The following is a 12,321-nucleotide window of genomic DNA, read 5'->3' on the forward strand; positions in this document are numbered from 1 at the left end:
CCATCCGCGCTCGCCAAGCTCACGCGCGGTCGCGCACCACCAGCATCGTGCCGCGCTCGTCGCCCTCGGCACCCGGGATGAAGGCCCCGCTCGCGTCAGCGTGCGCGAGCCACGCGGCGGTGGCGGCGGTGACGCGCTCGCCCGGCATGAGCCGCGGCACCTCCGGCGGAGCGGGGGCGACCAGCTCGACGGCGATCCGGTCCACGGCATCGGCATAGCTGACCCGTTCGCTCGCGGCACGCGCCGCGTGCGCCGGGAGCATCACCGTGGTGCCGCGCTCGAGGGCGCCATAGCCGGCCCCCGGCGCCGAGCGCCGCAGCTCGCCCCGCGCGACCGCGTCCCGCAACCCCGCCAGGCCAGCCACGAGCGCGTCGACGTCGCCCGCGTCGTTGCCGACCGAGAAGGTGGCGACCAGATGCCGCGCGTCGGACAGCACCACCGAGACGCGCGCGCGCGACTGCAGCCACTCGTCGGCGTCGAAGCCGCTGACGCCCAGTGCGGTGACGTCGATCACCAGCTTGCTGCGGTCGAGGTCGGCGACTCCGGGCGCGCCGAGCCGTTCGTCGCCGTAGACGCGATAGTCGCCCAGCGCGGCGATCCGCGACGCCGCCGTGCCGACGCGCTCGAGCACGCCGCGCCACAGCGCCTCGCCGTCGCGCGCGTGGGCGCGGCGGGCAAGATCGAGGCTCGCGAGGATCGGTACGGAGGGGCTGGTCGTCTGGATGCAGTCGAGCGTGCGCTGGAGCCGGTCGGGGTCGACCCGATCGCCGCGCAGCAGGATCACCGAGCCCTGCGCGAGCGCGCCCATGGTCTTGTGGACGCTCGTCACCATCGCGTCGGCGCCGAGCGTGAGCGGGCAGGGCGGCAGCGCCGCGCTGAAGGCGAAGGCACCGCCCCAGGCGGCGTCGACGATCAGCGGCACGTCGCGCGCGTGCGCCGCGGCGGCGATCGCGCGGACGTCGCTGGTCACGCCGAAGAAGGTGGGCGAGACGATCACCACCGCCTTGGCCCCGGGATGCGCGGCGAGCGCGGCCTCGGCCGCCGCGGCCGTGACGCCGTTCTCGACGTCGCGCTCGGCGTCATAGGCGGGCGTGAGCGGCACGATCGTCAGCCCGCTCGTCAGCGCGAGCGAGAAGGAGGCGCGATGGTCGTTGCCCGCGACCAGCAAGATGTCGCCGGGCGCGGCGAGGCTGAGGAGCAGCGCCTGAAGGTTCTGCGTCGTCCCGCTCGTGCCGTAGAAGGCCGCGTCGGCGCCCCAGGCATCCGCCGCCAGCGCCTCGGCCTGTTCCATCACGTGGAAGCGCTTGGTGCGGTCGTCGAGCCCCTTGGGGGTGAGGATGTCGGCGCGGAAGGCGGCGTCGCCGAGCGCGGCGAGCGCCTCCGCCGGCGCGCCGCGGCCGCGGTGATGGCCCGGCCCGCCGAAGCCGTGAACGGGGTCGCGAGCGAACATCGCCAGATTGTCGGCGACCGGGGACTGGTTCTGATCCAAGGATTCGACCTGCGAAGAGCGCGACGGGGCGGGGTGCCCTTCGACTGCGCCGCGCTCAACTCCCGGAAGCGTCGGCGGGTCCGTGTCGCGACGGATCGCGCAGCCAGCGCGTGAGCACCGCCTCGGCCGCGTCGCGCAGTGCGGCATCGTGGTGCGCCGCGTCGCGCGCGAGCGCGGCGGGGTCGATCTGGGCGGCGCTCAGCTCGGCGGCGTGCCCCGCGAGCCAGCGCTCGATCCGGTCCGCCTCGAGGTGGAACTGCAAGGCGAGCGCGTGGCGGTCGACCGAGAACGCCTGTTGGCGGTAGACGTCGGTCGAGGCGAGCAGCGTCGCGCCCGCCGGAAGGTCGAAGGTGTCGCCATGCCAGTGCAGCACCGGCTGGCCGGCGGGCAGAGCGGCGAGCGGCGAGGCCGTGCCCTCCGCGGTGAGCGTCACCGGCGCGTAGCCGATCTCCTTGACCAGCCCGGGATAGACTCGCGCGCCGAGCGCCGCCGCGATCAGCTGCGCGCCGAGGCACAGCCCCAGCGTCGGCCGCCGCGCCGCCAGCCGCGCGCGCAGCAACGCCAACTCCTCGCCGAGAAACGGGTGCTCCGGCGCGTCGTAGACGCCCATCGGGCCGCCGAGCACGACGAGCAGGTCGGGCGCGAGCGGGTCCAGCGCGGCGACGCTTCCCTCGGCCGCCTCGACGTAGCGGACGGCATAGCCGGCGGCGCGCAGCGGCGCGTCGAGGTGGCCGAGGTCCTCGAAGGCGACATGGCGGATCGCGACGGCGGTGAGCGGCACGGGGGTCCTCCGCGAATGTGACCGGCGCGGCGACGATTCGGCGCGTCCTCTGACTCTCCTCTTAGCCTCGCCGCGCGAGCGCGCCACGATGACGCGCCGCCGCGCCCGGTCGAGTGCCGCGTTCCCGCGAAAGATGCCGCGCGCTTTCCGAAACTTGGTATAGGTTAGCGCGGCGGTCGCGCCGCTTCGGAGAGGTAGGGAGAAGCCCTTATGTCGCTCATCGTCAACGGGGAGGCGGTGGCGCCGCCGTCCGACCCGCGAGTCTCGCTGCTCGATCACCTGCGCGAGGCACTGCATCTCACCGGCACCAAGAAGGGCTGCAACCAGGGCGCGTGCGGCGCCTGCACGGTGCTGGTCGACGGCGAACGCATCCTCTCCTGCCTCGCGCTGGCGGTGCAGTATGAGGGGCGCTCGGTCACCACGATCGAGGGGCTGGCTGGCGAGGACGGGCTCCACCCGCTGCAACAGGCCTTCATCGAGCATGACGGCTTCCAGTGCGGCTATTGCACGCCGGGCCAGATCTGCTCGGCGATCGGCATGGCGGCCGAGGCGGGGCGCGGGGTGCCGAGCCACGTCAGCGCCGACCTCACCGCCGCGGTCGCGCTGACGCGCGAGGAGGTGCAGGAGCGGATGAGCGGCAACCTGTGCCGCTGCGGCGCGCACAACGGGATCGTCGACGCGATCCGCGCCACCGTCGCGGCGGAGTGGGCGGCATGACGCCCTTCTCCTACGCCCGCGCGGGCGACGCCGCCGAGGCGCTGCGGCTCGGCGCGGCGAGCGCCACCGCCTATCTCGGCGGCGGCACCAACCTGGTCGACCTGATGCGCGAGACGGTGGCGCGACCCGAGGCGCTGGTCGACGTCACCGGCCTCTCCGCCGCGATCGAGGAGACCGACGGCGGCAGGTTGCGGATCGGCGCGGCGGCGCGCAACACGGCGCTGGCGGAGCATCGCGCGGTGCGCGAGCGCTACCCGATGCTGTCGCGCGCGATCCTGGCGGGCGCCTCGGCGCAGATCCGCAACATGGCGACCGTCGGCGGCAACCTGCTCCAGCGCACGCGCTGCACTTACTTCTACGACACCGACGGCTCGCGCTGCAACAAGCGCTCGCCGGGCGAGGGCTGCGACGCGCGCGAGGGCTTCAACCGCATCCACGCGGTGCTCGGCGCGTCCGAGGCCTGCGTCGCGACCCATCCGAGCGACATGTGCGTCGCGCTGGTGGCGCTGGACGCGCAGGTCCATGTCGCCGGCGTCGGCGACGAGCGGACCGTGCCGATCGGTGACTTCCACCGCCTGCCGGGCGACTCGCCCGACCGCGACACGATACTGGCGCCGGGCGAGCTGATCACCGCGATCGAGCTGCCCGCGCTGCCGCTGGCGGCGCGCTCGACCTATCGCAAGGTGCGCGACCGGGCGAGCTACGCCTTCGCGCTGATCTCGGTGGCGGCGGCGATCGAGCTCGACGGCGACCGCGTCGGCGACGTGCGCGTCGCCTTCGGTGGCGTCGCGCACAAGCCGTGGCGCGCGCTCAAGGCCGAGGCGGCGCTGCGCGGCGGCCCGGCGACGCCGGAGGCGTTCCACGCCGCCGCGGCCCTGGAGTTCGCCGACGCCGCGCCGCTGCGGCACAATGCCTTCAAGCCGGCACTGGCGGGGCGGACGCTCGCCGCGGTGCTGGGCGAGCTGGTCAAGGGAGAGGCGGCATGAGCATCGTCGACACGGTCAAGCAGGGCGCCCAGGGCCTCGTGCAGGGCGCGATGACCAAGCTGGTCCCGCTCGCGCCCGACAGCTGGATCCCCGGCGGCGTCCCCGATCCGCTGATCCAGCACAAGCACGGGCTGATCGGCGCGGCGGTGTCGCGGCTCGACGGGCCGCTCAAGGTGAAGGGCGCGGCGCCGTTCGCGGCGGAGTTCCGCTTCGACGACATGGCCTATTGCGCGCTGGTCTACGCCACCATCGCGCGCGGGCGCATCACCGCGATCGACGCCGCCGCGGCCGAGGCGGCGCCCGGCGTGGTGCTGGTGATGTCGCACCTCAACGCGCCGCGGATGAACAAGCCGCCCGCGTTCGGCTCCACGCCGCACGGCGTCGGCCCCGCCGACCTCCCGATCTTCCAGGACGATCGCGTCCACTGGAACGGCCAGCCGATCGTCGCGGTGCTGGCCGAGACGCAGGAGCACGCCGACCATGCCGCCGCGCTGGTCGAGGTCACGTACGTCGCCGAGCCCTCGACCACCTCGCTGGAGGGCGCCAAGGTTAACGGCATCGCGCAGGGCCTGTTCATGGGCCAGCCGCTGCTCAACGAGATCGGCGACGCGGAGGGTGCGCTGGCGCGGGCGGCGGTCAAGGTCGACGCGGTGTACCGCACGCCGCGGCACAACCATAACCCGATCGAGCCCCACGCCGCGACGATCGCCTGGGTCGGCGACGAGCTGGTGATCCACGACGCCAGCCAGATGGTGACGCAGCAGGCGCAGACGATCGGCGAGGTGTTCGATCTCACCCCCGAGCAGGTACGGCTGACCTCGCCCTATGTAGGCGGCGGGTTCGGCAGCAAGGGGCTGTGGGACCATCAGGTGATCGGCGCCGCCGCGGCGAAAATGGCGGGGCGCCCGGTGCGGATCGCGCTGTCGCGCGAGGGCGTGTACCGCGTCGTCGGCGGGCGGACGCTGACCGAGCAGCGCGTCGCGATCGGCGCCAGCGCGGACGGCCGGTTCGAGGCGCTGATCCACACCGGCCTGTCGGTGATGTCGCCGCACAACAACATGCCCGAGCCGTTCATCCTCGGCACCCGCGCCGGCTATGCCTGTCCCAACATCAGGCTGCAGGTGGAGGTGACGCAGATGAACATGTTGGCCAACACCTTCATGCGCGCGCCGGGCGAGGCGGTGGGCACCTTCGCGCTGGAGTCGGCGATCGACGAGCTCGCGGTGGCGCTCGCGATCGACCCGGTCGAGCTGCGGCTGCGCAACGAGCCCGAGAAGGATCCCACCACCGGGCTGCCCTTCTCGTCGCGCCACATCGACAAGGCGTGGCGCGAGGGCGCGGCGCGTTTCGGCTGGTCGGACCGCGGCGCGCCGGGGGCGCGGCGCGAGGGCGAGTGGCTGGTCGGCACCGGCTGCGCCACTGGCACCTACCCCTACTACCGCATGCCCGGTGCCGAGGCGCGGATCACGCTCCGCCGCGACGGCGACCGCGTCAGCGCGCTGGTCGAGGTAGCGGCGGCGGAGATGGGGATGGGCACCTCCACGACCACCGCGATCGTCGCCGCCGAGCGGCTCGGCCTGCCGCTCGACCGGGTCGAGGTCGCCTATGGCGACTCCGCCATCCCGGGCGCGATCATGGCGGGCGGCTCGCAGCAGACCGCGGCGATCGGTGCCGCGGTGATCGCCGCGCACAACGCGCTGGTGGCCGAGCTGCTGACGCTGGCGGGCAACGACTCACCGCTCGCCGGGCTCGCGGCCGGCGAGGTCGGCAGCGAGGACGGCGGGCTGGCCAAGCTCGACGACGCCGCGCGGCGCGAGGGCTATGCCTCGATCCTGGCGCGCGCGCAGCGCGACAGCGTCACGGTCACCAAGGCCGGCACGCCGCCGCTCGAGCTGATGCACTGGTCGATGCACTCGCACAGCGCGCTGTTCTGCGAGGTGAAGGTCAACGCGGTGACGGGCGAGACGCGGGTCAGCCGCTTCCTCGGCGCGTTCGACTGCGGGCGCATCCTCAACGCCAAGACCGCGGCGAGCCAGTTCCGCGGCGGCATCATCATGGGGCTGGGCATGGCGCTGATGGAGGAGACCCAGTTCGACGAGCGCAACGGCCGGATCATGAACCCTAGCCTCGCCGAATATCACGTGCCGGTGCACCTCGACGTGCCAGAGATCGACGTGATCTGGACCGACATCCCCGACCCGCACACGCCGATGGGCGCGCACGGCGTCGGCGAGATCGGCATCACCGGGGTCGGCGCGGCGGTGGCCAACGCGATCTACAACGCCACCGGCCGGCGCGTGCGCGACCTGCCGATCACGCTGGACAAACTGCTATAGCGCGGCGGTGGGGAAAGCGCGCGGCGGCGCGCCCGGCGCGGCCCCCGCGTTCCGCTTTCTGGCGCGGCGTGCGGGTGAGCCTGGTCAGCTCGGCGTTCGTCTGCGCGGCGGTGGCCGCGGCGGGCTATTTCGACCGCGACGCGGTGCACGTCTATCCGGCGGCGCCGCCGGTGCGCGACGTCGCGGTGGTCAACGTCTCGGGCGACATGGGGCTGCGCTTCCTGCTCGGCGCCTCGACCTCGCGCGGCCTGACCGAGCATCATATCGGCGTGGTCGGCATCTCCTCGCCGGTCTACTTCCGCAAGCGCCGCACCCGCGCCGAGGTCGACGCCTTCGTCGCCGACGCCGTGCGCACCGCGCTGGCGCGGACCGGCGCGCGCCGGCTGGTGGTGATGGGCCAGTCCTATGGCGCGGACATCGTCCAGACCGGCATGGCGCACCTGCCGGCCGAGCTGCGCGCGCGGGTGGCGGGGATCATCCTGGTGCTGCCGGGCGACTCGGTCTTCTATCGCGCCGACCCGACCGGCTGGGCCTATCACGGCACGCCCGACAGCGTCGCGGTGACCACCGCGCGGACGCTGACCTGGACGCCGCTCACCTGCATCTACGGCGCCGAGGAGGACGACAGCCTGTGCCCGCTGCTCGACCTGCCCAACCTGCGCAAGGTGGCGATGCCGGGCGGGCACAACATCAACCATGATGCCGAAGGATTGCTCCGCCACGTGCTGGGGGCGGTGAGACGGGCGGATCGGCGCTGACGGCGAGGGTGCGCGAGGTCGCGTCGAGATCCTCCCCGGCATGGGGAGGGGGACCGCCCGGCGCAGCCGGGTGGTGGAGGGGGGTGGCCCCAAATGACCGGTCCGTGCGCGGGGAGCCCCCTCCGTCAGCGCTGACGCGCTGCCACTTCCCCGCGAGCGGGGGGATTGGCGAGCGTCACACCTCCCAGCCGCCGCCGAGCGCGAGGAACAGCTGGACCTGGTCCGCCGCGAGCCGGCTGTCCGCCGCGGCGAGCGTCTGCTCGGTGCCGATCAGCGTGCGTTGCGCGTCGAGCACCGGCAGGAAGCCGGTCCGCCCCGCGGTGAACAGCCGCTCCGAGTCGCTCGCCGCCCGCGCCGCCTGCGCGCGCGCCTGTGCCAGCGCCGCCCGGCGGTCGAGGTCGCGCGCGTAGACGGTCAGCGCGGTCTCGGTCTCGCGCAACGCGCCGAGCACGACGCCGTCGAAGCTGGCCGTCGCGGCGTCGGTCTCGGCCTCCGCGCCCGCGATCCGCGCCCGCACGCGGCGGCGATTGGGGAACTCCCAGCTGATCAGCGGGCCGAGCGAGAACTTATAGGTGTCGCTCGCGAGCGCGTTGCGCAGCAGCCCGACCGAGCCCGCCGAGGCGCCGAGCGTCACGCGTGGGTACAGTGCCGCCTCGGCCACGCCGATCCGCGCGGTGGCGGCGTGGAGCAGCAGCTCGGCGCGGCGCACGTCGGGGCGGCGGCGCAGCAGCGCGGCGCCGTCGCCGATCGGGATCGGGCGGTCGAGCCGGGGCTCGAGCGCGCAGGCGGCGACGTCGCGGTCGAACTCGGCCGGGGGGCGGCCGGTGAGCGTGGCCAGGCGGAACAGCGCCACCTGTCGCGCCGCGAGCAGCGTCGGCAGCGTCGCGCGGACCTGCTCCTCCTGCGCGCGGGAACGGGTGGCGTCGAGCGAGATGCCGCGCCCGGCGCGCACCAGCCGCTGCGTCAGCGCGGTGGTGCGCTGCTGCAGTGCCAGCGCGCGCTGCGCCACGCCGATCTCGCGTCCCGCGGCGCAGGCGTCGACATAGGCGCGCGTCGTGTCGGCCACCACGGTGACCTTCACCGCGTCATAGGCGGCGCGCGTCGCGGCGACGTCGGCGGTCGAGGCCTCGACCGCGCGGCGCACCTGACCGGCGAGGTCGAGCTGGTAGGAGACGCCGACCCGGCCCGCATAGACCGGGGCGGAGGGGAGTGCCGCGCCGGGCAACAGCTCCTCCTCGGCCGAGCGCTGCGCGTAGCCCGGCGCGACCTCGACCTGGGTCTGCGGCGTGCGGTCGGTCGCGGCGAGGTCGAGCGCGGCGCGGGCGCGCGCGATATTGGCGTCGGCGACGCGCAGGTCGGTGTTGTGCGCGATCGCCGCGGTGACGAGCCGGTCGAGCAGCGGGTCCTGGTACAGACGCCACCAATGGTCGGGCAGCGGCGCCGGCGCGTAGGCGGCGGCATCGCCCGAGACGAACGCGCCGGTCGCGCTCGGCCGCTCGATCACCGCGCTGGCGGGCCGGTGATACTCCGGACCGGCCGCGGCGCAGCCGGCGAGCAGCGCCGCGAGCAGCGCGGGGGCGAGGCGCCGCGGGCTCACGCGCGATGCTCCCGTGCGGCGACGGCGGGAGCCGGGGGCACCACCTCCACCGTGGCGGTGCGCCCGACCACGAGCGACGTGCCGGCGGGCAGTCGGTCGATCGTGACCCGCACCGGGATGCGCTGTGCCAGCCGCACCCAGCTGAAGGTCGGGTTGACGTTGGCGAGCAGATTGGCGCCGGCGCTGCGGTCGCGGTCCTCGATCCCGCCGGCGATGCTCTGGACATGGCCGGCGAGCGCGCCGTCGTCGCCCATCAGCCGCACCCGCACCGCGTCGCCGACGTGGATGCGCGGCAGCTTGGTCTCCTCGAAATAGCCGATCACGTGGAGCGAGGCGCGGTCGATGATCGCGAAGGCGGGATGGCCCGCGCTGGCATAGTCGCCGGGGCGCAGGTCCAGGTTGGTCACGGTGCCCGCCACGCCCGCGCGCACCAGCGTCCGCGCGAGGTTGAGCTCGGCGGTGTCGAGCGCGACGCGCGCCTGCGCCAGCGTCGCCTCGAGCTGCGCGACCCTGGCGAGGCTCTGCTCGCGCACCTCGCCCGCGACCAGCTCGCCGAGTTCGCGGTCGCGCCGCGCCTCGCGCCGCGCCTGCGCGAGCTGGACCTGCTGCGCCGCGATCGCCGCGCGCGCCTGCGCCACCGCGAGCCGGTAGCGCGGCCGGTCAACCTCGAACAGCGGCGTCCCCGCCGCGACCGGCTGGTTGTCGCGCACGAACACCTGCGTGACGAGCCCTGACACGTCGGGGGCGACTTGGACCACGTCGGCGCGCACGCGGCCGTCGCGCGTCCACGGTTCCTCCTCATAGTGGATCCACAGCCGCTGCGCCGCGGGACAGGCGACGGCGACCACGACCAGCGTCACGGCGACGCGGAGGATGACGATCTTTCTCATGATTCCTAGCCGAAGACAGCGGCGGGCGCGGTGCCGCCGAGGAGCGCGGCGCAGCCGGCCCAGAGGATGACGGTGAGCGCGACGTCGAACAGCCCGCGGTGCCAGACGAAGCGGTAGAGGCCGAGCCGCGCCAGCGCCCAGCCGATCGTCTCCGCGGCGACGAAGGCCAGCACCGCGGCGAGCAGCAGCGGGTGGACGTACACGCCCGCGAGGTCGATCTCGCCGTTCATGCCGCCGCCCTCGCGTGGTCGAGCTCGCGCGCGGCGGGGAAGAAGTTGCGGCGCAGTCCGGTAAGCGCGGCCAGCCGGTCGCGCGGGGCGGGCACCTCCGCCAGCGCCGTCGCGATCGCCGCGTCGAGGCGTGCGAGCAGCGCCGCCTCGGGCGCGGCCACGTCGCCGCGGGCGCGCGCGCGGTAATGCGCGGCGACGTCGGCGCGCAGCGCGGCGAGCGAGTCGTCGTTGGCGGGGGCGAGCTGCGCGATGTTCACCCCGACGCGGAGTTCGCGCAGCGCGGCCATGCCGGCGTCGCGGTCGCCCTGCTCGAGGTCGCCGACGCGCGCGCCGAGCAGCCCGACGCGGTCGAGCATGCGGCTCCGCCACGCCGGCAGCGGCGCGCGGCCGGGGTGCGCGGCCAGCTCGGCGAGCTCGCGCCAGCCGGCGCGGCGCAGCCGGCGCAGCGCGGCGCCCGCGCCGAGGCTGCGGCACAGCCGCGTCGCCACCATCGCCGCGGCGACCCCGGCGAGCTGCGCGACGCTGCCGTTGAAGAAGCCGGCCGCGTCGGCGGTGAAGCTGTTGGTCAGCGCGAGCCCGCCCGCGAACCCGATCAGCAAGGGCATCATCCGCCCGTACCAGCGCGGCAGCGCCATCAGCACGCCGGGCACCAGCAGCGCCGGCGCGAGCAGCAGCGCGAGCGTCTCGAAGCTGTGCACCAGCGGCAGCAGCGCGAAGAGGTACAGCGCGACCAAGGGCAGCGACGCGACCGTCCAGATCAGGAAGCCGCGCTGCGCCGGCACCGGATCGTCCATCGTGGCGAAGAAGCAGCACACCACCGCCGCGATCATCGCCGCGACCGCGCCCTCGGGCCAGGCGGCCATGATCCAGAAGCCGCAGCAGGCGAGAATCGCGGCGAAGGTGGCGACGGCGGAGAGCAGCGCGAGCGGCAGGTCGCGGTGGAGCGGTCGCCGTCGCCGTTCGCTCAGCAGCGCACGCACGCGCTCCAGCGGCGCGGCGCCGGGATCGATCGCCTGCGCCGCGACCAGTCGCGCGGTGTCGAGTGCCTCGACCAGCTCGCGCAGCCGGTCGAGCAGGTTGGCGATCAGCAGCTCGCGCCAGTCCGCGGGCGTCAGCGCCGCGGCGAGCGCGTCGACGCGCGCGGCCAGGCTGGCCGGGTCGTGCGCGCCCGCGTCGCTCGCCCAGGCGCGGACGTCCTCGACCAGCGCGGCCACGTCGGCGGGCACCTCGCCCTCGACGGCGATGGCGCGGAGCCGGTCCTCGACCGCGGAGACGAGCGGCAGCAGCAGCACGAAACGGTCCTGCAGCGCGCTCAGCAGCGCGCGGGTGGGGCGCGCGGCGGCGGTGTCGAACGGGACATGAGTCGCCATGACGTGCAGCTCGGTGACGTCGCCGGCGAGACGACGGCGCTCCTGGTCGGCGCGCTCCGTCGGTACGGGGGCTAACGCGTCGGCGATCCAGCGCTCGGCCTCGGCCAGCAGCGTTCGCACGCGCGCACCGAGCAGCGCGGTGACGCTGCGCGGCCATACCGCGGCATGGACGAGTGCGGCGCAGGTCACGCCGATGCCGATCTCCTGCGCGCGCAGCACCGCGACGTCGAAGATCGCCTCGGGATGGCCCACAGTAGGGAAGCCGACCAGCGCCGCGGTATAGCCCGCCAGCATGAAGAGGTAGGAGCGCGGCGTGCGATCGAGCAGCGAGACGAACTGGCACGTCGCCACCCAGCCGGCGAGCGCGAGCGAGAGCAGCAGCGGGGCGTCCACCAGCAGCGGCACCATCACCACCGCCGCGCTCGCGCCGACGAGCGTGCCGAGCAGGCGGAACACCGCCTTGGAGCGGACCGCACCGCTCAGCGGCTGGCTGGTGATATAGACGGTCGCCATCGCCCAGAACGGGCGCTCGAGCCCCAGCGCGAACGAGACGTACAGCGCCAGCATCGCCGCGGCGAAGCAATTGGCCGAGAACACGACCTCGCGCGGACCCACGCGCATCGGATCAGGCCGCGTCGGCCGCGGCCAGCGCCTGGGCGAGCCGCTCGAGCACCTTGCTCGCCACCGCGACCTCGGCAGGAGCGATCCCGGCGAACAGCGCGGCACGGATCTCGGCCGAGCGCGCCTCCGCCGCGGCGGCCAGCGCGCGGCCCGCGTCGGTGAGGTGGAGCGTCTTGGCGCGCTTGTCGGCGGGATCGGGGCGGCGTTCGGCGAGCCGCGCGCGCTCGATCTGGTCGAGCATCGGGACGACCGTGGGCGGCTCGACGCCGAGCTGCTCGGCCAGGGCGCCCTGGCGTACGCCGTCCTCCATCCGCCCGAGCAGCATCACGGCCAGCGCGGAGGAGTGCGACAGCGAGAGGTCCGCGAGTTCGCGGTCGAGATGGCGCCGGTAGGCACGTGCCAGCGGCACGAGCAACGTGGTGAGCTGACGCTCGGGCGGGAACGACTCGACGGGCACTTCGGTTAGTTAGCTATCTATCGACCTTTCTTCAAGTGATGCGGGGCGTTCGTGAGAGCCTCTTTGCCTCGAGCCCGTCGCGCGCCACC

The 12,321-nt window shown here is 74.4% G+C and carries 11 protein-coding genes; 4 read left to right on the plus strand and 7 right to left on the minus strand.

What is annotated here, in order from left to right:
• Positions 1-19: 19 nt before the first annotated feature.
• Positions 20-1,489, minus strand: a complete 1,470-nt coding sequence (locus FHY05_RS09585; RefSeq protein ID WP_183944164.1) for an aminotransferase class I/II-fold pyridoxal phosphate-dependent enzyme — start codon at positions 1,487-1,489, stop codon at positions 20-22.
• Between the two features lie 55 nt (positions 1,490-1,544).
• Positions 1,545-2,270, minus strand: a complete 726-nt coding sequence (locus tag FHY05_RS09590) for a glutamine amidotransferase (protein ID WP_311732434.1) — start codon at positions 2,268-2,270, stop codon at positions 1,545-1,547.
• Positions 2,271-2,480: 210 nt separating this feature from the next.
• Here FHY05_RS09590 and FHY05_RS09595 point away from each other — a divergent pair, with 210 nt between their 5' ends.
• The 4 genes from FHY05_RS09595 (at position 2,481) to FHY05_RS09610 (ending at position 7,067) form a co-directional block, all read left to right on the plus strand.
• Positions 2,481-2,987 carry a 2Fe-2S iron-sulfur cluster-binding protein gene (locus tag FHY05_RS09595; RefSeq protein ID WP_183944166.1) on the plus strand — a complete coding sequence of 169 codons (507 nt, stop codon included), beginning with the start codon at positions 2,481-2,483 and terminating at the stop codon, positions 2,985-2,987.
• Entirely contained in the window at positions 2,984-3,973 is a 990-nt protein-coding gene (locus tag FHY05_RS09600) for a xanthine dehydrogenase family protein subunit M (RefSeq protein WP_183944167.1), read from the plus strand. The genes FHY05_RS09595 and FHY05_RS09600 overlap by 4 nt, the downstream gene beginning before the upstream one ends.
• On the plus strand, positions 3,970-6,309 hold the full coding sequence (locus FHY05_RS09605) for a xanthine dehydrogenase family protein molybdopterin-binding subunit (protein ID WP_183944168.1): 2,340 nt from the start codon (positions 3,970-3,972) through the stop codon (positions 6,307-6,309). Before FHY05_RS09600 ends, FHY05_RS09605 begins: the two co-directional genes overlap by 4 nt.
• Positions 6,310-6,383: 74 nt before the next feature.
• Complete coding sequence (locus FHY05_RS09610; RefSeq protein WP_311732435.1) at positions 6,384-7,067, plus strand: AcvB/VirJ family lysyl-phosphatidylglycerol hydrolase; 684 nt, start codon at positions 6,384-6,386, stop codon at positions 7,065-7,067.
• 175 nt (positions 7,068-7,242) lie between these two features.
• On the opposite strand, the gene FHY05_RS09615 is transcribed toward FHY05_RS09610, so the two are convergent.
• From FHY05_RS09615 to FHY05_RS09635, 5 genes are read right to left on the minus strand one after another with little or no spacing between them, the layout of a single operon-like run.
• A complete protein-coding gene (locus tag FHY05_RS09615; protein WP_183944169.1) occupies positions 7,243-8,664 on the minus strand; it encodes an efflux transporter outer membrane subunit in 1,422 nt (473 codons plus the stop codon).
• Entirely contained in the window at positions 8,661-9,554 is an 894-nt protein-coding gene (locus tag FHY05_RS09620) for an HlyD family secretion protein (protein ID WP_183944170.1), read from the minus strand. The genes FHY05_RS09615 and FHY05_RS09620 overlap by 4 nt, the downstream gene beginning before the upstream one ends.
• A 5-nt stretch (positions 9,555-9,559) precedes the next feature.
• Positions 9,560-9,784, minus strand: coding sequence for a DUF1656 domain-containing protein (locus FHY05_RS09625; RefSeq protein WP_183944171.1), 225 nt, complete (start codon positions 9,782-9,784; stop codon positions 9,560-9,562).
• Positions 9,781-11,769, minus strand: coding sequence for an FUSC family protein (locus tag FHY05_RS09630; protein WP_183944172.1), 1,989 nt, complete (start codon positions 11,767-11,769; stop codon positions 9,781-9,783). Before FHY05_RS09630 ends, FHY05_RS09625 begins: the two co-directional genes overlap by 4 nt.
• A 10-nt stretch (positions 11,770-11,779) precedes the next feature.
• Positions 11,780-12,232 carry a MarR family transcriptional regulator gene (locus tag FHY05_RS09635; RefSeq protein WP_221191103.1) on the minus strand — a complete coding sequence of 151 codons (453 nt, stop codon included), beginning with the start codon at positions 12,230-12,232 and terminating at the stop codon, positions 11,780-11,782.
• Positions 12,233-12,321: the final 89 nt, after the last annotated feature.

The sequence above is a fragment of the Sphingomonas sp. BK580 genome, assembly GCF_014194975.1.
GTDB lineage: Bacteria > Pseudomonadota > Alphaproteobacteria > Sphingomonadales > Sphingomonadaceae > Sphingomonas.